Source organism: Nitrospira sp., assembly GCA_030692565.1.
GTDB lineage: Bacteria > Nitrospirota > Nitrospiria > Nitrospirales > Nitrospiraceae > Nitrospira_D.
Genome location: JAUYAO010000058.1, coordinates 617,732 through 639,912, shown reverse-complemented (window position 1 = coordinate 639,912; position 22,181 = coordinate 617,732). Strand labels below are relative to the sequence as shown.

21 protein-coding genes and 1 pseudogene are annotated in these 22,181 nt (G+C 59.2%); 1 reads left to right on the top strand and 21 read right to left on the bottom strand.

Annotated features, from left to right (window positions below; translation table 11 throughout):
• Positions 1–49: 49 nt before the first annotated feature.
• The 21 genes and pseudogenes from gnd to Q8N04_19740 all read right to left on the bottom strand — a co-directional run bounded on the left by gnd (position 50) and on the right by Q8N04_19740 (position 20,766).
• On the bottom strand, positions 50–1,030 hold the full coding sequence (gnd, locus tag Q8N04_19840) for a decarboxylating 6-phosphogluconate dehydrogenase (GenBank protein ID MDP3092930.1): 981 nt from the start codon (positions 1,028–1,030) through the stop codon (positions 50–52).
• Positions 1,031–1,107: 77 nt separating this feature from the next.
• Positions 1,108–1,923, bottom strand: a complete 816-nt coding sequence (locus tag Q8N04_19835) for an HAD family hydrolase (GenBank protein MDP3092929.1) — start codon at positions 1,921–1,923, stop codon at positions 1,108–1,110.
• Positions 1,920–2,579 carry an ROK family protein gene (locus Q8N04_19830; GenBank protein ID MDP3092928.1) on the bottom strand — a complete coding sequence of 220 codons (660 nt, stop codon included), beginning with the start codon at positions 2,577–2,579 and terminating at the stop codon, positions 1,920–1,922. Before Q8N04_19830 ends, Q8N04_19835 begins: the two co-directional genes overlap by 4 nt.
• 67 nt (positions 2,580–2,646) lie before the next feature.
• Positions 2,647–4,032 carry a glucose-6-phosphate dehydrogenase gene (gene zwf / locus Q8N04_19825; protein ID MDP3092927.1) on the bottom strand — a complete coding sequence of 462 codons (1,386 nt, stop codon included), beginning with the start codon at positions 4,030–4,032 and terminating at the stop codon, positions 2,647–2,649.
• A 67-nt stretch (positions 4,033–4,099) separates the two neighbouring features.
• Entirely contained in the window at positions 4,100–6,979 is a 2,880-nt protein-coding gene (locus Q8N04_19820; protein ID MDP3092926.1) for a bifunctional transaldolase/phosoglucose isomerase, read from the bottom strand.
• 91 nt (positions 6,980–7,070) lie between these two features.
• Positions 7,071–7,583, bottom strand: a complete 513-nt coding sequence (locus Q8N04_19815) for a transketolase C-terminal domain-containing protein (GenBank protein MDP3092925.1) — start codon at positions 7,581–7,583, stop codon at positions 7,071–7,073.
• A 20-nt stretch (positions 7,584–7,603) separates the two neighbouring features.
• On the bottom strand, positions 7,604–9,151 hold the full coding sequence (locus Q8N04_19810; protein MDP3092924.1) for a transketolase: 1,548 nt from the start codon (positions 9,149–9,151) through the stop codon (positions 7,604–7,606).
• A 181-nt stretch (positions 9,152–9,332) separates the two neighbouring features.
• Positions 9,333–10,319, bottom strand: a complete 987-nt coding sequence (locus tag Q8N04_19805) for a sugar phosphate nucleotidyltransferase (GenBank protein ID MDP3092923.1) — start codon at positions 10,317–10,319, stop codon at positions 9,333–9,335.
• Between the two features lie 58 nt (positions 10,320–10,377).
• Positions 10,378–11,337 carry a VacJ family lipoprotein gene (locus tag Q8N04_19800; protein MDP3092922.1) on the bottom strand — a complete coding sequence of 320 codons (960 nt, stop codon included), beginning with the start codon at positions 11,335–11,337 and terminating at the stop codon, positions 10,378–10,380.
• 378 nt (positions 11,338–11,715) lie between these two features.
• Complete coding sequence (locus Q8N04_19795) at positions 11,716–12,315, bottom strand: peroxidase-related enzyme (GenBank protein ID MDP3092921.1); 600 nt, start codon at positions 12,313–12,315, stop codon at positions 11,716–11,718.
• Positions 12,316–12,394: 79 nt separating this feature from the next.
• Positions 12,395–12,604, bottom strand: coding sequence for a DUF2934 domain-containing protein (locus Q8N04_19790; GenBank protein ID MDP3092920.1), 210 nt, complete (start codon positions 12,602–12,604; stop codon positions 12,395–12,397).
• A gap of 88 nt (positions 12,605–12,692) precedes the next feature.
• Positions 12,693–13,610, bottom strand: coding sequence for a DMT family transporter (locus Q8N04_19785; GenBank protein ID MDP3092919.1), 918 nt, complete (start codon positions 13,608–13,610; stop codon positions 12,693–12,695).
• A 64-nt stretch (positions 13,611–13,674) separates the two neighbouring features.
• The gene (locus tag Q8N04_19780) at positions 13,675–14,493 is read right to left on the bottom strand and encodes a TVP38/TMEM64 family protein (protein MDP3092918.1); all 819 of its coding nucleotides are present in this window, start codon (positions 14,491–14,493) and stop codon (positions 13,675–13,677) included.
• Between the two features lie 241 nt (positions 14,494–14,734).
• Positions 14,735–15,748 carry a hypothetical protein gene (locus Q8N04_19775; GenBank protein MDP3092917.1) on the bottom strand — a complete coding sequence of 338 codons (1,014 nt, stop codon included), beginning with the start codon at positions 15,746–15,748 and terminating at the stop codon, positions 14,735–14,737.
• A 485-nt stretch (positions 15,749–16,233) separates the two neighbouring features.
• Positions 16,234–16,881 (bottom strand): tetratricopeptide repeat protein, encoded by a 648-nt coding sequence (locus Q8N04_19770; protein ID MDP3092916.1) that lies wholly within the window; start codon positions 16,879–16,881, stop codon positions 16,234–16,236.
• Between the two features lie 82 nt (positions 16,882–16,963).
• The gene (locus Q8N04_19765; GenBank protein MDP3092915.1) at positions 16,964–17,212 is read right to left on the bottom strand and encodes a hypothetical protein; all 249 of its coding nucleotides are present in this window, start codon (positions 17,210–17,212) and stop codon (positions 16,964–16,966) included.
• 204 nt (positions 17,213–17,416) lie between these two features.
• Positions 17,417–18,013, bottom strand: coding sequence for an acyloxyacyl hydrolase (locus tag Q8N04_19760; GenBank protein ID MDP3092914.1), 597 nt, complete (start codon positions 18,011–18,013; stop codon positions 17,417–17,419).
• A gap of 299 nt (positions 18,014–18,312) precedes the next feature.
• A complete protein-coding gene (locus Q8N04_19755) occupies positions 18,313–18,864 on the bottom strand; it encodes a hypothetical protein (GenBank protein MDP3092913.1) in 552 nt (183 codons plus the stop codon).
• A pseudogene (locus tag Q8N04_19750) lies at positions 18,861–19,889 on the bottom strand (DUF3179 domain-containing protein). Before Q8N04_19750 ends, Q8N04_19755 begins: the two are co-directional and overlap by 4 nt.
• Entirely contained in the window at positions 19,886–20,467 is a 582-nt protein-coding gene (locus Q8N04_19745; protein MDP3092912.1) for a hypothetical protein, read from the bottom strand. Before Q8N04_19745 ends, Q8N04_19750 begins: the two are co-directional and overlap by 4 nt.
• A gap of 44 nt (positions 20,468–20,511) precedes the next feature.
• Positions 20,512–20,766: a hypothetical protein gene (locus tag Q8N04_19740; GenBank protein MDP3092911.1), complete on the bottom strand. Its 255-nt coding sequence runs from the start codon at positions 20,764–20,766 to the stop codon at positions 20,512–20,514.
• 1,178 nt (positions 20,767–21,944) lie between these two features.
• Between Q8N04_19740 and Q8N04_19735 the strand changes: the two genes are divergently transcribed.
• Entirely contained in the window at positions 21,945–22,142 is a 198-nt protein-coding gene (locus tag Q8N04_19735) for a hypothetical protein (GenBank protein MDP3092910.1), read from the top strand.
• The last annotated feature ends 39 nt before the right edge of the window (positions 22,143–22,181 follow it).

The window sequence follows — 22,181 nt, the reverse complement described above, 5'->3', positions numbered from 1 at the left end:
CAAGAACAATATGGCCGCCTGCCGGCGAAATCGCGTGGGCCATTCCTCTTTACTGTCGCGGCCGTTCGACATGGCCGCCGAATTGGTAGCGCATCGCGGAGAGCACCTTCTCGGCAAACGAATGGTCTTGGCGCGAACGGAATCTCGTATACAACGACGCGGAGAGGACATCCGCTCGGACCCCCTCTTCGATGGCCGCCATGACAGTCCAACGTCCTTCACCGGAATCTTCAACCGCGCCGGTAAAATTCGAGAGGTCTGGGTTCTCCGCCAGCGCCGCCGCGGTCAAATCCAGCAGCCACGATCCCACCACGCTGCCCCGCCGCCAGACTTCGGCAATGTCGGGCAGATTCAAGTCATACCGCATGTCCTGAGGAAGGTTCTCCGAATTAGCATGACGAAAGATATCGAAGCCTTCGGCATAGGCCTGCATCAGGCCGTACTCAATCCCGTTATGCACCATCTTGACGAAATGCCCGGCGCCAGAGGGGCCGCAGTACAAATACCCTTCCTCCGCCGTACCCGTAACCGTGCTCCGACCTGGAGTACGTGGAAGATCGCCCCGGCCGGGGGCCAGCGTGCGGAAGATTGGATCGAGATGTTCCACGGCCGGTTTCGGCCCGCCGATCATCAGGCAATAGCCTCGGTCCAATCCCCATGTTCCACCGCTCGTGCCGGCGTCGACATAGTGGATGCTCCGGTTCTTAAGAGACGTGGCGCGCCGGACATCGTCTTTGAAGTAGGAGTTTCCTCCGTCGATGACGATGTCGTTCGGCTCAAGCCGTTGGCCAAGAGCCTGCACGGTCGTTTCAGTGGCCTCTCCCGCCGGCACCATCACCCACACCGCTCGCGGCGCGGTCAATCGGCTGACCAGATCGTCCAGGGAAGCAGCCCCGACGGCGCCTTCAGCCACGAGCCGCTGGACATGCTCCGGATTCACGTCGAACACGACGCACTGATGGCCACCCCGCATCAACCGCCGAACCATATTGGCCCCCATTTTCCCGAGGCCGATCATTCCCAATTGCATGAGTCTCGCTCCTTCTGCGCCGGCCTATCCGCCGCGCTTGTGTCGCCAATGAACTATTTGCATTGCAGAAACGTGTCTCAGTGTCGAGCCCTCTTCATGATGGCTCGACGTGCGTTGGTTCTGCGGGTAAGGATTCTTTGCACGCTTGCCTTCTTCCTCATGGGTTTATTCTTATAATGCTGACCGGCGGAGACTAACTCACACAGATCGTATTCAAGCAGATCCCCGATGCGGCCCAGACTGATGTCTGCCGAGGGAAACGCCGCAAGGATGGCCGGATCGCTGGCATAATGTCCCTGGCATGGGAATACGGTCGTCACCCGTGGTCCCCAGGCTTGCTTGACTGCTGTTAGGATACGGAGCTTGTCGTCCACCAGCACATAATGATCGGCGGGATAGCGGCGCTCGACCGCATCCAGCTCGTGTTCTTTATGGATGTAGATCAAGACGTGGCCCTCGACCGCTTCGAACAGCCCCGAACGCTCGACCTTGCGCGGCTGGAACACCACATCTCCGTCGGACAGAATGACGGGCGTTCCCCATTCTCTGCACCGTTCCACCACGTCCAGCGAGTTCGGATAGAGCCGGTTCGCAAAGGGATAGTTCACCAGGTACGACGAAATCGCCAACAGGTTGTGATCGTGGACATGCTCGATCCGGTACCGCTGCAGAGCCCCGAGGTAGTCGGCATAGCCGAGTTCCGCACGCAGTTGCTCGAAAATCGTCCAGTAATGCCGCTCGCACGCAGATCCGACTTCCTGTTTGAGATACCGCCGAAGATCGGCGGCCACTCGATCGTTGTCGAGCAGCGTATTGTCGACATCGAGCAGAAAGACAACCCGTTGTGCCTTCGTCTTCTTCGCCGTTCCCTGTCGCGGTGTCTTCGCCTTCATGTCCCTCTCTCCTCCCACAGTCGCCGCCCGCCGGTGAACGCATGGGCATTGTCGCCGAGACGGGCGCCGTCCGGGAGTGACGCCAGGTGTTTCGCATTGCCTCCGCCCAGCACGACATAGTCGGCCACCAGCGCCGCGCGCAACCGGCTGACGACATCGTCAACCGCCCGCCACCATTTCTTCTTGCCGAGTCGCTCGAGTCCACGGAGCCCCACATAGTCCTCGAAGGTTCTGCCTTTCTTGTACGGTAAATGGGCGAGCTCCATCGGCATGATCACCTGGTCGGCAATCAGCGCCGACCCCAGTCCCGTGCCCAGGCCGAGGAAAAGCATCCTGCCTCCCTCATAACTGCCTAGAGCCTGCATGGCCGCATCGTTGATCACCTTGACGGGACATCCCAAGGCCTTCTCAAAATCGAATCCGACCCACCCGGCGCCCAGGTTCTTCGGCTCCTCCAGGAGCGCCCCTCCGTTCACGGGTCCCGGGTATCCGATCGAGACCGCGTCGAACCTCCAGCCCTTCGCCGCTTTCACCACACCTGCCACCATCTGCGCTGCCGTCAACTCCGGTCCCGAACGAAACTTCCGCACGGTCCGCTGTCTGGACGCCAGTATCTTGACGCTTGTCCCGCCGACATCCACGACCAAGACCTTCATAATCTTCGCTCTCTTGTTTTCAGACATCGCGCGATCACCGCGACCGCCTGGTTCGATCGGGAAATGGTCATACGTGCTCTTTCGGGCTCTGCCACCCGCCAAACGGCGCGATCAGGGCGTGCGATTCATACGGTCCCCAGGTGCCTGGGTCGTATTCATAGACCGGCGTGGGCATCCTCAGGATCGGATCCACCACGCGCCAACTGGCCTCGACGCCGTCCTGGCGCGCGAACAGGGACGGATCACCGACCATCGCGTCTCCGATCAGCCGTTCGTAGGCCTCCCGCTCGTCGCCTCGCTGGTGGGAGACAAAGAGTTCGGTTTCATCTCCGAGCATCTTGTCGCCGGGGATTTTGGCGCGCGCGCCGATCGCCACCGCCACCCGATCGGGGCCGAGCCGGAAGCGAACGTAATTGCGCGGCCCGTTGAGCGTCTCACCAAAGACGTTCTGCGGCGGACGTTTCAGCGTCACGATGACCTCCGTAGCGGTGACCGGCAGCTGTTTGCCGGCTCGGACAAAGAAGGGCACCCCTTCCCAGCGCCACGAATCGAGATGCACTTGCAGGGACGCGAAGGTTTCGACTTGAGAATCAGGCGCCACCCCTGGCTCGGCGCGGTAGCCGCGAAACTGGCCGCGCACCAGGGTCTGCCCGGTGAGCGGCCGCATCCGTTTGAAGACCTTCACGCGCTCGTCGCGCAACGCTTCCCCCGCGCCGCTGACCGGCGGCTCCATCGCCAGATTCGCCACGACCTGCAGGAGGTGGTTCTGAACCACGTCGCGAAGCGCGCCGGTCTCTTCGTAAAATCCGCCACGGCCCGATACGCCGAACTGTTCCGCCATCGTGATCTGCACACTGTCCACATACGTGCGATTCCAGATCGGCTCCAGAAACGAATTGGCAAAACGGAAGTACAAGAGGTTCTGAATCGACTCCTTGCCCAGATAATGGTCGATCCGGAAAATGGCCGATTCGTCGAAGACGGTATGCAGCGTGCGGTTGAGCGACTGCGCCGACGCCAGATCCCGCCCGAAGGGTTTTTCGACCACCACCCTCGCGCCACGGGAACAGCCCGATTTGCCCAATCCCTCGATCACCGTGGGAAACATGCTGGGCGGAATCGCCAGATAATAGAGGGGACGCAGCGCTCCGCCGAGTTCCTGGCGGAGGCGGACAAAGGTCTCGTCTTCGCGGTAGTCGCCGTCGACATACCGCAACAGCTCAACCAGTTTGGCAAACGCCGCCTCATCGACTCCCCCGCCGTGCCGGGAAAGACTTTCACGGACGCGATCCCGCAGTTGTGTAAGATCGCGATTGGCCTTGGCCACGCCGATGACCGGGACGGTCAAGTGGCCCCGCTTGATCATCGCCTGTAAGGCGGGAAAGATTTTCTTGAACGCCAAATCGCCGGTGGCGCCGAACAGCACGATGGCATCTGCCTGTGACTCGGTCATCGTTTCCTCCAGACTGAATCGCTCACATCCCTACATGACATGGTCAACGTTTCCCCAGGTCGCACCCTCAGGCCAACGCCTGTTCCATCGCTCGTTTGAGAATGGCCAGCCCCGCCGACACGTCTGCGCCCAAGTGCACCCGCAACAGCCGCCTGCCTCGCTCCGCCAAGACATGAAAATCACCGCGCGCCTGCGCGGCCTTGACGATCCCGAACGTATAGCGCTGTCCCGGTATCGCCAGGTCTGCGGCATCCTCGCAGGTAATTTGAAGAAAGACACCGCTGTCGGGCCCCCCTTTGTAGGCCTGGCCTGTGGAATGGAGGAACCGGGGTCCGAAGCCCAGACAGGTCGCGACGCGTTTGATGTCTCGCACGCGATGACGGATGGCTTGGAGCCACGCGTCATGCGCGCCGTTCATGTCAAGATAGGCCAGCAGCGCGAAATAATTGCCGGTCGTCAGTTGATTCAGATGGGCCCTCAGATAATTCGTCAACGACGGGGACTGGCCCGCCACAGCCTTAAGTATCTCGACATACGTCGGATCGGCATACAATGTGACTCCTTGCTCTTCCATGATCGGAGATTCCGGCGGGAGCGTCCCGGTTCGTTCATACTCGGACGTCAACTGCTTGGTCGCGATTTTGCTGGCTTCCACGTCCGGCTGGTTGAACGGATTGAGGCCCAGGATGGCTCCCGCCACCGCCGTGGCGAATTCCCAGCGAAAGAACTCTTGACCAAGATCGTACATGTCGGCCACCGAGATGCGGACCACCGGTTGTCCCGCTCGCTCAAGTTTTTCGATCGCCTCGTCCTGACTCTTGTCGGGCCCGGACTGCAGCCGGATATGCACGAATAGACGGTCTGCTCCATAGACATCCGATGCTCCGATCGCTTCACGATCGACCGGGATAATCCCTTTGTCCTCTTTGCCGGTCGATTCGGCCAGCAGCTGCTCAAGCCAGGCACCCAACGATGCCAAGCCGGGTGACGCAATGATCGTCACTTTGTCGCGGCCTTGTCTGGCGAGCACACCCAGAATCGTGCCGAGCACCAGACCGGGATTCTCCTCGACCGGTACAGAGGAGGCGCAGGCCTGCACCATGATCTCGGCCCGGTTGAGAAATCTGGGCACGTCGACGCCCATAATGGCGGCAGGCGCCACACCGAAGTTCGACAGCGCGGAATAGCGGCCTCCGATACTCGGAAGTCCGAACAAGAGATGCCGAAAACCCTCCGCCTCGGCCACCTGTTGCAGCGCCGATCCGGGATCGGTAATCGCGATAAACCGGCGGGCTGCCTCTTTCACTCCAACCTGGCGCTGAACCAAGTCGAAGAAATATTGCGTGAAGATGTTCGGCTCGAGGGTGCCTCCGGATTTGCTCGAGACGATAAACAGCGTCGTCGTGAGATTGATTTTCTCCTCGATGGCTTTGATCTGAGCCGGGTCCGTCGAATCCAGCACGAGCAGCTCCGGATAGCCCTCGCGCGTCCCGAACGTCAGCTTCATCACATCGGGGCAGAGGCTTGATCCGCCCATCCCCAAGACCAGGGCATGCGTGAATCCTCCCTGTGTGGCCTCTTCAGCAAGGCTGGTGAACATGTGGAGCTGCGCCAGTTGGTCTTCCGTGATCCCCAGCCAGCCGAGCCATCGGCCTTCGTCCTTCCCGGTCCAGAGAGACGAATCGCGAGCCCACAGCCGGCGTACCTTATTGCCCTCGCGCCAGTCCTTCAGGGAAGATTGCACGGCAGCCGCCAGCGGCGTCGGCAAGGCGTAGGAGTAGTGATTGACGCCGGAGGAAGCGTCCGCCTTGCCCTGCTGCTCAACGGCGGCAAGGAGTGTGTCGAAGGCATCGTTGAACAGCTGTAATCCATCCTGCAACAGCTGGTTGGTGATCTCCTGGATCGAGAGCCCTGCTTGTTCGAGCCTGTGCAGGGTGTCCGTTGCCTGCTCAACCTCTTCAGTGAGTCGGCTCTGTGGGCGTCCGTGATCGCGGAAGGCCTCGAACGTCGCCGGGGGAACCGTGTTGACCGTGTCAGGACCGATCAGTTCCTCCACATACATCACGTCGCGATAGGCTGGATTTTTCGTGCCGGTACTGGCCCAGAGCACCCGTTGGGTCATGGCTCCTCGCTTGGCCAGCGCCTCCCAGCGCGGACCGGAGAACAGCTTCCAGTACCGTTGATAGGCTAATTTGGCATTCGCGATGGCCACGGTTCCTTGGAGGCCCTTGAGTAACGCCTGCTCCGTCTCATCCGTAGACGTCTTGAGCCTGGCGGCCAGCGCCGCATCGACCGCCGTATCGATACGGCTGACGAAAAAACTGGCCACGCTGGCCACACCCCCGACATCGCCGCCGCGCGCCGCCAACTGTTCTAAGCCCGTGAGGTAGGCCTCGGCGACTTGCGCGTACGTCTCCTGCGCAAAGAGGAGCGTGACGTTGACGTTGATCCCCTTACTGATCAGTTGGACAATGGCAGGAATCCCTTCCGGGGTGGCCGGTACTTTGATCATGAGATTGTCGCGCCCGACGGCGTCCCATAGTCGCCGCGCTTCTTCGAGCGTGCCTCGCGTATCTCGGGCCAGATGAGGGGAAACCTCCAGGCTCACATAGCCGTCGCGCCGCTTCGTCTTGGCATAGACCGGCTGCATCAGATCGGCAGCGGCTTGAATATCCTCGATGGCCAACTGCTCGTAGCGCCCCTTCGCATCCAAGTTCCGTCTTCGGCCAAGCGCCTGCAGCGCCGTCTTGTAGTCGGTGCTGCCGGTCATGGCTTTCTCGAAGATGGCGGGGTTCGATGTGACGCCACGCAATCCATCGTCATCGATCAGGCGTTGCAATTCCCCGCTGGCGAGAAGACTCCGCCTGATGTAATCGAGCCAGACAGATTGCCCAAACGTTTGGAGCGCGCGCACCGGATTCATGGCGCTGGCATGTGATGGATCCATGAGATCGTCTCCTTCAATAGGGTTCGTCCTCGTCGTCGTATGCGTGTCCGGCCTCGGCCGAGCAGGCCCTTCACTGAAAAGATTCATGGGTTCACACGATGGTCATCTTGCGTGAACGGCTGTGCGCCAATTGCTCCTTAACCACGGTGACTAGATATTCCTGGGTAAATCCAAACTTCTGCTGTAACGTCTTGAGGGGCGCCGATGCGCCGAAGGTGTGCATGCCGATGCTTGTCCCCGCCAAGCCAATATAGCGATCCCAGCCGGTCGTCGCGGCTTGCTCGACGGAAATGCGAGCCGTGACCTGCGGAGGAAGTACCTGGTCTCGGTAGGCCTGACTTTGCCGCTCGAAGAGTTCCCACGAGGGCATACTCACCACGCGGGCTTGGACGCCTTCGGCGATGAGTCGCTCGTAGGCGGCGACACAAAGCGACACTTCGCTGCCGGTCGCCAGCAGCAAGACTTCCGGCTTGCCTCCTGGCGCGTCGGCGAGCACATAGGCGCCCTTTCCTAAGCCGGAGGCCGAGGCGTAGGTCGTTCGGTCCAACGTCGGCAGCGCCTGCCGACTGAGGACAAGTATCGCCGGCTGACGGTGGAGCCGCATGATCACGCGCCAGGCCTCCGTTACCTCATTGGCATCCGCCGGCCGAATAACCAGGAGGCCTGGAACCGCTCGCAGAGCAGCCAGTTGTTCGATCGCTGATGGGTAGGCCCATCTTCTCCCACGCCGATCGAGTCGTGCGTGAAGACATGAATGACGGGAATCTCCATGATCGCGCTCAATCTGATGGCTGGCTTCGCATAGTCGCTAAAGATTAAGAAGCCGGACCCGAAGGCCCGCACCTTCGAGAGGGACAGCCCGTTCAAGATCGCGCCCATGGCATGTTCGCGCACGCCGAAGTGCAGATTGCGGCCGCCGTAGCCGGCCGGGGAGAAATCGCCGGCGCCCTCGACGGTGAGCCGCGTCTTGGTAGAGGGCGTGAGGTCTGCCGAACCCCCGATGAGCCAGGGCACTCGGCGCGCCACGGCGTTCAAGACCTGTGCTGAAGCATCGCGTCCTGCCAGGCCCTTCGGGTCTGCTGGAAAGACCGGTAGCTCCTGATCCCAGCCATCCGGCAGTTGCCGGTGCTGCATCCGATAGAGCGCATCGGCCAATTCCGGATACTGCGCCTTATAGGTCGTGAACCGCACCATCCATTGTTCGCGTGCCGCTCGTCCGCGTGTGCCCATAAGGCGCTGAAAATGCTCCGGCACGCCTGGCGGCACGAGGAACTGTGCGTCCTCCGGCCATCCGTACTGTCGCTTCGCCAGCGCGATTTCTTCCTCGCCCAGCGGCTCTCCGTGCGCCGCGCTGCTGTCCTGCTTGTGCGGAGCGCCGTAGCCGATATGGCTATCGACAATGATCAAGGTCGGCCGGTCCTCGCAGTGGCGAAAGACCGTCAGCGCCCGGTCGAGCATCGCCAAATCGTTGGCATCGCCGACCCGCGTCACATTCCACCCGTAGGCAATGAAACGGGTCGCCACATCCTCAGTGAAGGCCAAGTCCGTGCGGCCTTCAATCGTGATCTGATTGTTGTCGTAGATCCAACAGAGGTTCGAAAGCTTGAGATGTCCGGCCAGCGAGGCCGCCTCGCCCGTCACCCCCTCCATCATGCAGCCATCGCCGCAGAGGGCGTAGACGTCGTAATCAATCATCTGAAACTCCGGACGATTGAACTGCGCGCCCATCCATCGGCTCGCCATGGCCATGCCGACGCTGGTGGCGACGCCTTGGCCCAACGGGCCGGTCGTCGTTTCCACGCCGGACGTCCAGCGATATTCCGGATGCCCTGGGCACTTGCTGTCTAGCTGGCGAAACTTCTTGATGTCGTCCAGGGTGACCGACAACTCCCCTACCGTTTCGTAAGCCGGATTCACCGCCTTCACGCCGCAGAGGTGCAGCATGGAATACAGCAGCATGGAGGCATGGCCGATCGAGAGCACGAACCGATCGCGATTGGGCCAGATCGGATCGTGGGGATCGAAACGCAGAACATGCTGCCACAGACTGTAGACGACCGGCGCCAGGGCCATGGCCGTGCCGGGATGGCCGGAGTTCGCGGCTTGGACCGCATCCATCGACAGGGTTCGAATGGTGTTGATGCATAGCTGATCGATTGATGGTGTTGTCATTGAGATTCCAATCTGTTCACATTCCGCATGGAGCCGTCCTTCCGCAAGATAGATTCAGGCGAAATGCCTTCGACCACCGCCACGCTGTGTCGTACGCTATCAGATCCATGGCGAGACGCTCTGTGAGCGGGCTTACGTATCACCATACAATTCACGCTCACTCGATTATGCTCACTCACTCTCAGACCCTCGCCGCAGAAGGGTATGTGCCGGAAATCGGCGCAAAGGGGCTGCTGAGAGCCTCTAAGGGAAAGGCCGGGGTGCGGTCGATCCGGCGTAGCGCGTCAGCGATGCGTTCCGGCCTGCCCCAATCGCTCCACAGCGCATCCATGAGCTCGGTCACCGCCACGCGGTCCGGCACGCGCTGGAGCAGATCGGACGAAAAATTCCTGACCGGCATATCGCGGTAAATCGCCTCCATGACCCGAGCTTCTTCCAGCGTGCCGATGGCCCGCCCAAGCCGTTCGAACCGTTCCACCAGTTCAGGGAAGCACTGCCGGCCCAGTTGCCAGAGGGTGTCCACCTTGGCGGTCATCACCATCGTGTTCCAAAGCGCATGGCTCGACAGAGCCTCGTCGGCCTGTTGCGCCGGCGGTTTCTCCAGGAATCTCTGAACCGTCTGGACCAGCTTCCTTCCAGCACGAGGAAGCCGTTGCCCCGGCAAGATCCAGCCGTAATCCAGCTCAAGCCGGTCCGGCGCTACCCCGAGCAAGACGATCCGATCGCGCAGCAACTCGGCAGCCAGAACTGCGGCCCGTACGTTGTCGAGAAACTTCTCTTCCGGATAGACAAAGTGGTCGGAGGGGTAGATGACGACGGTGGCCTGAGGGTCTCGTTTGCGGATATAGGCCAGCGGCAGAAATACGCCGGCCGCCGTATCCCGGTTGACCGGTTGGAACAGCAGGGTCCCGACCCCGCGCCCGTCCAGCTGCGCCATGGTCTCCTCCCGATGGGTCTGCGCGACGACGAGGACGGACCGCTCCACTGGCGCGAGGCGCGCCGCACGGTCCAGGGTATGCTGGAGCAGAGATCGTGTGCCGACGAAGGTGCAAAACTGCTTGGGTCTCTGCTTGCCGAGCCAGCGCTGCACGAAGGAGCTGACGCGCGTCCCTTCGCCGCCGGCCAGCACAATCGACCACAGTGCGCGCTTGCTGTTCACCTGTTTCATACGGTCCTCCCTTTCCTCACCGGTTATCCCGGATGCGAATGAACTGCCGCTCAACCGCTCATTCCCGAACCGCCTTCGCCCGTTTCTGCAAGTATGCGTTGCGGACCGCCGCATAGAGATCGAGCGTCGCTTCCTCCACGCCTTGGAACTTCTCCAGATTGAGAGAGCGGTCGTTGGTGACTTCTTCGACCTGCCTTCCGAGCCGGATCATGGACGTCGTTGTCCGGTTCTTATGGGCGATCGCCGACGGCACGCCCTTGACCTCGATGAGCGGCAAGACCAGCCAATTGATGGGATCCAGGAAAAGATCCACGGTGTATCCAATCCCGTCGCGGAGGCTGAACGGCGGCATGAGCGGCAGCACCAGATAGGGGCCCGGTGTGACGCCATAGAAACCGAGCGTCTGACCGGTGTCTTCTTCCGAGGTCTGCAAATTCATGTGTGTGGCGATATCCAGGAAGCCGGCGACGCCGAGGGTCGAGTTCACGAGGAACCGGCCCATCTCCACACCGGCCCCTGTGACCTTGCCTTGAAAGAGGTTGTTCATAAAGCGCGGCATGAATCGCAGGTTGGAGAAGAATTTGCTGACGCCGATTTGCGCTGCATTGGGCACGACAAAGTCATAGCCCTGGGCGAGCGGTTTCAACACGAATCGATCGACCTTGCGGTTAAACTCGAACATCGTGCTGTTGAATGGTTCCCACGGGTCGTACTCGTCGGCGGCCGGCCCGTCCGATTTGGCGAAGGGATCGAAGAACTCGTCCCGGTCGGATGACCCACTCGCCGCCGCGCCGGACTTTCCAGGCGAAGATGCTGTCGGCGGCTCCGGCTCGGACGCCTCGCGCGGCGCTGTGGATAGAGCCGGCGAGTCAACCGGTTGAAGAGGGGCGGGAGCCGTGCTGCATCCCGCAATGACCATGAGCAGGCCAACAGAGAACACCCAGGGTGTGATCGTCCGGTCCGGCCCGGCTGCACAGTTCGGATCGACTATCCCGAGACTCGTACCTTGCTCCACCATCGACCACACAACCTTTCATTCGACTTATTGATGTCGCCCGTCACCAATCACAATGTGTTTCTACCTCGATAGCAACGCATGGGACATGCCACCCCTAATACACAACTCCCGAAGCACTAAAATGGCCTGCATCCCAAAGGCTTAGGGCAGACCTTCTATCCAGGCAAGGAACGACCTTTCTTAATGCACACTCCGACATTCCGTATCGACTGCGACGGCTCGGACTGGCTCAACATCTCTTGTATTGAACGGAAGGAGGGGGTGGCGCCGCCACATCCCCGCGTCGAATACAGACCGGCCGTTAGACAACAAGCAGACGCTGATCCGATGCGCCGGGGATGAACGAGAAGCGCGTGCGTTACGCCAACTCATAGGCGTTTAGGAGGAAACGGGCTTTGCCTCTCCTGTTGCCGCGACGGGCAGACTTCGTATCCGGGCGTGATCCAGCAACTCGATAACAGCCTCATAGCCCTTCTTGTGGAGCATCTCGCCGGCCTTCCGAACCACGGTCGGATCTGACTGAACCCCTAGCCCCTCGACCCAACGGTTCATGAAACTGAAAAAGGCGCAGACCAGCGCGGCGTGAGACACAGCGGTATCGTCCCAACCTGCCTCATAGATGGCCGTGACATCCACTCGAACGACTTGGGCCGGCAGGAGGGTCAGTTTGCGCACATAGCGAAAGACCGGCTTCAGACGCTCGGTGACATCCGCCTCCGCGAGATTCAGGGCGAGCTGTTGGATCAGCTGACGATCATACCCATACTTCACCGCCACTTCGGTGTGCGAGGCTTCGCAGAAGGCGCAGCGATTCAGGCTAGACACGTACGCGGCCAACAGTTCACGCTCCCCTTCGGTGAAGGGCGAGGGACCTCGCATCAGCTCCTGAGCGAATTCGTGCAGCGGCCTCGCAAATTCTGGAGAGGCGCGAAAGACATCGATCAATGAGGCCCTGGGCATCGTACGGAGAAAGCTCATGATTCATTTCCTTTCAAGAACAGCCGTGACAACGTGGCCGAAACACGGTGGCGGCTCAGTATCAGGAGAACCCTGCAGCCTATCCGCCCTTCGAGCCCCTTCCTTGATGCTGTTCGAGGACGCGGCGCTCGGCTTCGGCCCAGTGCTCAAGGTCGTGGCCATGCTCATAGCCACATTCGCAGTAGAACGTGTAGGCCAGTTGCTCGGTTTCCGCCCGCAACCCTGGCGCAGTCGGCGTCTCCGCTTCGGCCTTGCCGCCGTTCGTTGTCCATTCGTGTTTGCGTGCCATGGTCTCCTCCTCTGCCTGTGCAGGCCTTGTTGGGTGAGGGCCTGGATGAATCGATGCGGTGACCCACCTGCTGATGTGTCGCATAGTATCAACAGGCCTTCCTGCGCTCTGTTATCCAGCTGACACTTCGAACAATTTTGAGGGAGATTGCCGCCGGATGGATGCGTGGTTGACTGGCTATGAGCGGGTGCGGCGTCGGAGCACCTGTCCCACGCCCCCGAGGATCGCCACGGTGGCTATGCCCTGGCGCAATGTAATGGGTTCGCCCAAAAATGCGACGCCACCGAGCGCCGCAAGGACCGGCACGATCAATTGCACTGTGGCGGCGCGGGTGGCAGTCAACCCGCGCAACGCGGCGTACCAGACCGCATAGCCCACCCCGGAAGCGAGTGCGCCGGACAGTATCGCGTACGCAATGCCCGGCCCATCCATTCGCACCCACGACCATGTTATCAGGCTCAACAGCCCCGTCAGCGGAAGCGTCCGTAAAAAGTTTCCCGCCGTTGCGCCGGCCCTGTAACGAATAAATCCCCCAGGCGAGACCGGCTGCGAGTATCAAGACCGACCCGCCGAGGGGCGGAGCGGACAGCCCCGGCAGCAGCAGGGCAACCAGGCCGACCAGCGCGAGGACGAACCCTCCCCATTGCCCTGTGCTCATCCGTTCGCCGGCCCACAGTCCTGCGCCGATCATCGTGGCTTGTACGGCGCCAAAGAGCAGCAACGCCCCCGCACCAGTCGGCAACGTCACGTAGGCAAACGAGAAGGCGGCGGCATAGACAAACAGCGCGCCGGCCGACGACCAGGATCCCCCAAGCTCCGAGCGTCCGCGGCGACACCGGACGATCAGCCAGAGCGTGACGGCCCCCGAGACGAGGCGGATGCTGGAAAAGCTCGCCGGGTCGATATCCGTGCTGGTCAGAGCCAGTCTGCAGAACACCGAGTTGCCCGCAAAGGCGGCCAGCGCGAGCAGGGTCAGGATTGTCGTATGCAGCAGCGACGGAGCCATCGGCGGTTCGTGAGCGCCCAAGGTTGATGATTCGCAGGCCGGACGATGGAAAACCGCGACCGCCTTAGCGCAACGGTCCGCCGCAGGAATCGCATCGTGGGGCGCCGTCTACGGCCGCAGCCACCGGTTGCATAAACGGAACCTGCACATGGACCGCGACCGACATCTCGCCGCGCAAGAGACGAACCCACCGCGCGGTGGGGTACCGGAGCACCAGCATCGGAAGGAGCAGCATCACGGCCACCATGGCCAGACCCGACAGAATCAACAGCCACGCGCCTGAGACAACTTGACTGCCCGCATAGGTCAGCGCGAACGTCGGCGGAATCATCCCCACAAAGGTCACCACAGCAAATGTTCGGAGGGACATGTTCGTCAGGCCGGCGCCGTAGCTGACCACATCGAACGAAAAGAGCGGGACCAGCCGAGCCAGGAACACAAAGATCGCCAGATGGCGGTCCGAGCATCGCTCGCAAAACACGACGTTCGTGCGCAGCAGTTTGGTCAGGACCTCATGCCCCAACGCGCGTCCGATGAGAAAGCTTGCGATCGCACCGATCTCCGCGCCGATAACGGAATAGGCTGTTCCTAATGCCATCCCAAATGTGGCGCCGGCGGCGATGACCAGCGGCAGGTCCGGGAGCGGACTGATGACAACAGAGGTCGCCATCAGCGCCATAAAGATTAGCGGCGCCCATGGTCCCGCTTGCTGAAGCCAGCCGGTAATCCGTTCCGGATGCAGAAGTTCGCTGAAATCGAACCAGAAGCTGAGCCCGTACCCGCCAAGGATGAGCAGGAGAAAGGCGGCCCCTTTGAGAAGCGTACGGGGTGGCAGCTGTTTCCGCAGTCGGGTGCGAGCGGAGAGTAAATCCGGACGGGGCATGGAGATCTCCTCAGTAAGGCGTGTCACAATTCTATAGCACGAGTGAAATCGGGATAATTAGCCTGCTTTCGCGTGGCGTCGAGCTCAAACTGGCATGCTTCAAGTCTCTCGGGGGCATTAAGACCTATCCTGCACGATCTCGTGCGTTGGTAACTGTCATACAACTTACAGGACTTGGAATATTGTAGAAACCTAGGGCAAGAAGTTGCCTGGCTCAGCACGATCGCAGGCCATACATCACTCAAAACTTGAAATCGCCACCAAGCCAGAGGTTGGTATTGTTGACCGAGGTGGGTTCGAAGCTAAACTTCCGACTGCCATGTTGACAGCCAAACTTCAGGGTCATCGCGTCGGTGAAACGGTACTGAAATTCCAGGTCGCCTTGATAGACGTTCTCATGGGCGCCGCGATGCACATCGTCCGCCAAGCCGCTCGTAAAATTATTACGCTCATAGTCGAATCCGAGAAGGACGCTGACCCTGTCCATCGCCTGTGCAACCAGTTCGGCTGAGGCATAGTGATTGACATAGGAGATGTCATCATGGAGCTGTGATTGGCGCCGCCCATCGGCTAGACCGCGCTCGTAATGGTACCCCATCAGCAATTGAACCCGCGGAGTGATACTCCATTCGACGTGTGGACCGACCGTCCAGAAGCGTGTGTCGCGTTCGCTGAAGGCTTCGTTGTATTGCCGCAGCCCGTAGCGCCCAAGAAGCCGCACCGTCACGTTCGTGGCCACGCGGCGCTCCAGGTGGGCGCTCCAGAAATGAGTCGTCACGCGTTCATCGACCAGCAGTTCTTTCCCGGAACGGCGTTCATCATTTTTGCCGACGAACAAGTTAGGCCCGTAGAAATAGTACAGCCGTATTGCCGTGTCAGGCGCAACGTCTTGTGTCAGACGCAGACGGTAGGACCCATGGTTGAAGACCGGATTCTCGGCAAAAATGAAGCCTTGCGCCTGCGCCGACAATTCAGTGCGTCCCCAGCGTGATTCGAAAGTCCGCCGGACGTCGATGGACGGCTCATAGACCATGTCGCTCCCCTGACCGGTTCGATCCACGACTGGCTGAGTGGGGTCATTCTGCAAGGACAGTCTGCGTGTGGCGGAGAAAAGACCAACATCGTCGGTGTAAAAAAGGTTGTTCTGGATCTCGCCTGACCATTGAGCTGAGGCGAGCGGGGACTGTAAGAGCACTCCAGCCAACACAAGCGTGCATCGCACAAGGTTCACAAGAGGGCGATAGCGACAGGACACCGTCACGCTCCTGTCTCGCCGGAGTCCGTTGTTTCTTCCCGCGTAAGAGCGCTTGCGCAGACGGCCTGCAGACCGTAGGGCTCATCAGTTCGATTGAATCGGGCACGACTCACACCTGGTTCAAGACCCATCCCCGCACTCATCCTCGTATCCATGCGCAGCAACCGTTTGTCTTTGAATTATCAACCGGCAAGGGCGCCATAAGTATGATGGCTGGTTTTTCATCGGGCAGGGACAGCCGAAATCTTCCCCACAGGTCTTCACAGAGACTCCTGCAAGCCGAAGAACCATCTTCACAAACACGGCGCCGTGATTCTAAGTACGTATCCGAATATGAGGCTTCTACGACGGCGCGTGATGCGCGGCTTCGTGATCGACGTCGAATACTCCCTCTGGTTGCGGTACAGCGAATACGTTTCCGGCCATGATAAGCATCCAACTGACTGCCAGGACAATCTATGGGTGCGACATCCTCATCGGCATCCTCACATCAACGAAACAGAAAGGTACGCTTGCTGCCGGGCTGCAAGCACTCTCAAAATCATGTCGGCGTGGTTGAGGGCCCGGACGCTCCAATGTCGAACCGTTTGAAGATCGGCGAGGTCCGCGTAGTGCGGATCCAGGTGAATCGCCTTCCGATAACTCTCACTTGCCTGGTCCCCGTGACCACCGGCGAACAGGCCGAGCGCCAAACCGGCCCAGGTGCCGGCCATCTGCTGGTTGAGGTCCACGGCAATCCGCCAGGCCTCCATTGCAGGGATCAGCTGCTCCAACTCAAAGAAGGCAAAACCAAGATTGCTCCAGGCCGGCGCAGAGCCGGGATTGAGCGCAACGGATTCTCGGAACTCTACGAGCGCGGCTTCGGGCTGCCCTTGGAGATGGAGAATCATGCCAAGGTTGTTATGGGGCATGGGATTGAGAGGACTGAGCCGGATCGCTTCACGAAACTCCCGGGCCGCACCCTCCAGGTCTCTTTGCTCGAACAACCGCCCTCCGGCGTCAATATGAAGTAGGGACTCATCCTGTGCGGCACGAATCGTCGGTTCTGAAGCCACCTCGAAAGACGCCTCTGCGTGAGAGACGGTGCACCCAAACGTTATCGTGAGCACCACCGCTGCACTCCAAGCAGACATGTACGTCATATCGCTCCCTTCATCACTCACTGATCATTGCAACGGAGAAACACCTATGGGCGTTCGCACCATTGATGCCGCCTCAGCGGCACGCCGTCATGGTCCGTGTCAGCAGCAACACTGTCGCCAGTGCGAAACTCGCAATCCCGACAATGCTACTCCAGAACGCCAGAAAGAGGAGTCGAATATACCCCCCGAGCGTATCTGCTCCATGTGCGAGCGGGAGATAGAGGTCCATCCCTAGGCCGATCACCAGCATGATCGCGGAGAGTTTAATGAACATCCACGCACTCCCTCCAGACAAACATTTCCACTGCATCTCGTGTGTCATAGCGTTCTCCTTTCCTTGGCACCCTGTCGTGTATCCCACTCCCGTCGATGTCTATGCCATTGAGCGCATCTGAGATTCATGAGATTTGCCGCCTTGGTCGACAATTCCCTGATCACATTGCCTTCCTTTGCGGAACTTTCCGAGAACTTGGCGATCTCAAAGCGCCTGCACGAGCAGCGTTCTCACGCCACGATTCCCCAGAGATCAGAAGAATCCCGGCGTGAAGAATGAAATCCCGACATACGGCAGCACGCCGTTGATCCCGGTATTCCGGTCGCCGAGACCGCCGTTCGAAATGTGGTGCAGTCGCACCCCCATCGTCCAGGTGAGGCGATCCGTCACGAAATAGTGGACGCCAGGCCCCGTTTCCAATGTGAACTCGAACTGCGTGCTCTGTTCCGAGATCCGCGGCGCCAGGTTGGTCCAGATCATGCCCGCGCCGGCATCCCAGAACGGCATCCATCGGCCGAAGGAGAGAAAGTTATACTGGATAAGGAACGATCCGCCTGCAGCTTCCGCCGCAAACGGTTTGGTGAATCGGGCAAATACCGGCTGCACCAGGAATTCGACATTCCCTTGCCACCAGCCGGTTCCCAACGGATCTGTCAGCACCACGCCGACTCGCGGCATGACGAAGACGGCGCTTCGATTGGCTGATGACGCATTCCCTAAGGCCGTGGTGGCCTGCGCGTATCCTACGGTCCCGCCGAGTTCAACCGTCCCCTTGGTCATCACATCGCGGGCGGCAAACGACGATTCTGCCGCAGCCTCACCACCATTGATCCAGATCATCGCGCCCATGACCAACACGGCAAAGCGCGCGGCGCAACTCCGACTCCATGCTTCGTCTATTCTTGTTCCCGGATGTCTCTGCCCGCTTAATCTATGGCATCGATGGTTTCTCGTTTCCGTCGCTCGCATGGCCTGCTTCCTCACCTTTCTCATCCATCATTGGATGATGCCATGCTACGTCACGTTCATGGCGTGGGTCTGTGACGTATCTTACAAACGGCTGAACAAATCTCCGGCGGAGACGGTCGAATAAAGATGGAATCTCGGGTTGCGGGAAAAAGGAGATGGCGGAGATTGTCGAGCCGGTTCTAGCCTTGCCGGTCACGGTCCAACGCACTGACCTGCGTGTGACCGGGCACACAGGGAGCGGCATAGCCCATGGCATGCGAGACGGTCGGGAACATACGGGAGACGGCGATGGCCATGGAAAGCTCGACGATGCCGATTTCACCGTAGCGACGAAAGATGGCCTCGCGCCAGATATCTTCTTCACCACAGCCGGTCGCCACCGCTTGGGCAAAGAAATACACCTCTGCCAAATCTGAGGGCAACGCACAGGGGGCTTCATCGAGAAGGGTATGAATCAGGGCCGCACTCACGCCGGCTTGTGTTGCCAGGTGCACTTCCATCGCCATCCACGTACCGCAATCTTCATGTCGAGCGGTGACGATTCGCGCCAGATGATACGCCTCAGGCGAAAGGGCCCGCCGAAACCGTGCAAGAGGCATGACCTTCATGAATGCGAAAAAGTGCGGAAGCGAGACGCGGAGTATGCCGCGCAGATAGGCGAGTGAGATCCCCTGCGCCCGTTCAACCGCACAGAGCCGCCGTTCGAGGAACCAACGGATCACTCGGATCATGGGGACCTCTGTTCAGGCCCTTTGAACACCTGTGTGTCGGGATGAAAGGCATACCAGGCAAACCAGAACGCCATGAGTGAAGGGAGGGGCGTACCGTCGGCATCGAAGACTAAGGCGCTGCGTGATCGCTCGTTGAACTGTATGGTAATGGAACGGCCTCCCACCTGATCGCTGACGGGAGGACGGGCCTTCTTCAGCTCTGAAATGGGATAGGCCTTGGCGATGCCATTGATCTCCACCCCGACGACCCATTCTTTGGGATGATAGCGTGGATCGACATGCGTGGTGTCGAAATACAGCTCTCTATTCTCGGCATAGCCTGAGTAGGGATCTCGATCGTAGTTTCGGAAAGACCCTGTTTTCGTGGAAAGGACAAGTGTTGACGGATGGGCCGCGTGCCATTCCTTCCAGGTTGTATGTTCGAGAACCTTCGGCGTGAGTGTTTCTCCAGTGAGCGGGCCCGCCACCGCATGCATTCCGACCTGCGATCAGAGGCTTTCCGTTTGATGGTCATACATCAGCAGATCGCTCTGATAGAGCAGGCCGGACACGCCAAATGTATGCCGGCTTCCTCGCACATTCGCGTCGAAGGCAATCCCGGTCCCACAGAGCGGACAGTAGGTGACAACAACCGGCTTGCCGCCGACCACATCATTCACGATTTCGTGCCAGTTGAGAATCTTGATTGGATAAGCCTTGGCTTCAGCTCCCTGGGTGAGTCCCAAGACGCGATCAGCATCCTGGAGGAACGTCGCCTCCTCGGCAGAGACGAATCGTGGAGCGAGCAAGGCAGGAATCCCGTCTTTCCCAGGCCCTCCATCGACAATCTGGTCGAGCGGTACGCTGTGCTTGGTCAGATCGAACGAGGTCGCCGGTGTCTTTCCAAGTCCCAGCCAGGCGGAGCAAATAAGCACGGCGCCGATGCCGACCAGGAGCAGCAATCGCCACCGAGGTGGAACGAGATAGGGCCAGAAGACTGTTCTGGTCGGCCGTGGGGGAGAAGGCGATGGATCGATCTGTGTCATGTGACGAACAGATAGATGGCTGCCGCAATCGGTAGCAGCAGAAACAGGATGATCAATGCACCAACGAGCCATGCGCCCCTTGGCCGAAACGCTTCTCTCGATGGTCCAATATGGGTCGGAGTCGTCTCTTTGAAACCTTCGTATTCGTCGCGCAAACACGCGCTCACACACGCCGGAGTGTCTGGGATGTAAGAGGGCATGACTCCGGAAAGGTATCGGTCAAAAGCCTTGAAAAATCGGATGGTCGACACGAGCTTGCGGTATGTTGCCTGATCGAGCGCATTCAACCGGAACGCGTGGGGCAACGCCGTGGCAAAATACATTCCTGCCTCATTTGTGGTAATGGCCAACGCGATGATGAGCTTGGTGCTGTGATCCAGATGTTCGAGATAGAGCTCTTCTTTGAACAGTTCCCAAGCCGTTTCCAGATAGGCCGGTCGATCGCTCATCCCCAGAAATAGATCCGGCACAAACGAGACACCGAGAGTCTGAGTGATATCCAGAAAGACGGTCTGGGTGGCGGTGATCCGTGAGAGGTCAGAACTGATTCTTTCCGGCTGAGTATCCGTTACTGACATGGTCTTCACCCTAGAGTCGCTCTCCCGGCCGGCAACCGGCCTCATCAGGAGTTACCCCTTTCCCATTCTTTGAGTCTCGCCAGCAACCATTCCTTCCGTGGAATACCTGTGGCAAGGATTCGTCCATCTAGGAGAAAGGCAGGAAACACCAGAACCCCGAGTGCATCACAGTTTTCTTTGCTGGCCGCACGGATATCAATATGCCAATCCGGAAGTTCTTGCTGAATTTCTTGGGCTAACGTCCGAGCCGATCGCTCGGACAGGCACCCCTGATGAACCAAAATATCAAGACGGGCCATGGGGTGATTCTAGAGAAATACCTCATGGCAATCTGTGAGGCGGCTTACAATAGGAGGCTGAAACTTGGCAGGAGTAAATGTACGTCCCTCATGCCCCCCTCACGATCCAAGCCCTGGTGAATCAGCTCTCACCATCACGCCGGCTTGATTCGCCATTCATGGTGCGGCATGCCCCTCCCCGAACGACCAATCACCTTTCACTCTTCCAGTACTCTGCTGTTTCCATCACACGCCAGTCTCCTCTTTGGGCTTGACACCCGTGATGGTGACGGCTTGAATACTATCGAGCTACAAACTATAGTATTCGTTCTCTTCGCACACTGCCCTGGAGCCCTGCTATCTTGTGAGCAAGGCCCCGATGTCCCACAACCTCTACTGCTTATTGAACGTGAACACGAAGGCAAGGATCGTGTCGGGACAGTTCAGACGAATTCTTCGAAGTAACTAGGCCGCAGCAGACTATTGGGCTGAATACAGGGGGAAGCTTTGGGCTGGCTTGGACCTGTCTTTGGTGGTGTTACGGCTCTTCTCCTATGGGGAACAGGCCAAACGGTCTTGATAGTACTCGCTGTTCTTAGCGGCATCGGCTGTTTATGGTCGTGGGGAGTCATGCACAACCGATACATAGACTTATGGACTAGTGCGGGGATTGCCCAAGCTACCAACAGCTGAACAACCCCCGGTGATTCACTCTTAATCAGGGCGCACCATGTGTCATGTAGTGACTTGAGTGAAACGCCATAATCAGAATGGATAACCTATGCCGGAGCAAACTTAAGTAGACCAAGAGACAATCCCCAAAACCAGGTACCGTAAAAGGTACCGCTGTACCTTCTGTTTTTCCGTTTACGCATCGTTTACAGTCGATCGCGTAACTAGTTTACGCGTATCAGTCAATCGAAGAAGCGTAAACAACTTTACAGCCCTGGCAGGGAGACTGCATTAAGTTATATATAAAACAATGGGTTCGACAAGTACTGTTTGAAGGAATCCAGTCCCCGCAACCAATCGGCACTCCCCTCCCTGATAACCACGTCACCCATAGAATCCTGGATCCTCTCAAGGCGTCTCTACCGCAAAACTCCTCCCTGGCATGCGAAGATTCGCAAGTTCCTTGGGAGGTCTCTCCATTTGCGATAGGATCACCTTACGCTGACTGGCGGGAAGGGAGCGGGGTCGTGAACTTTATTCGAATCGGCAACCGCGCACTGAATCTTGATCGCGTCACCCATTGCGAAGTGCAGATCTGGCAAGACGCCATATCCGTAAAGATTTACATGGCCGGGACTGCGAATAACACCCCTGTAGTGCTGAATGAGGAAGAAGCCAAAGAATTCTGGAAGTATATTGAGTATGTCGCTGAAAAACCGGTGTGAACCCGCCCTAGCGCCACCCTACCTCTGACTCATCTATCC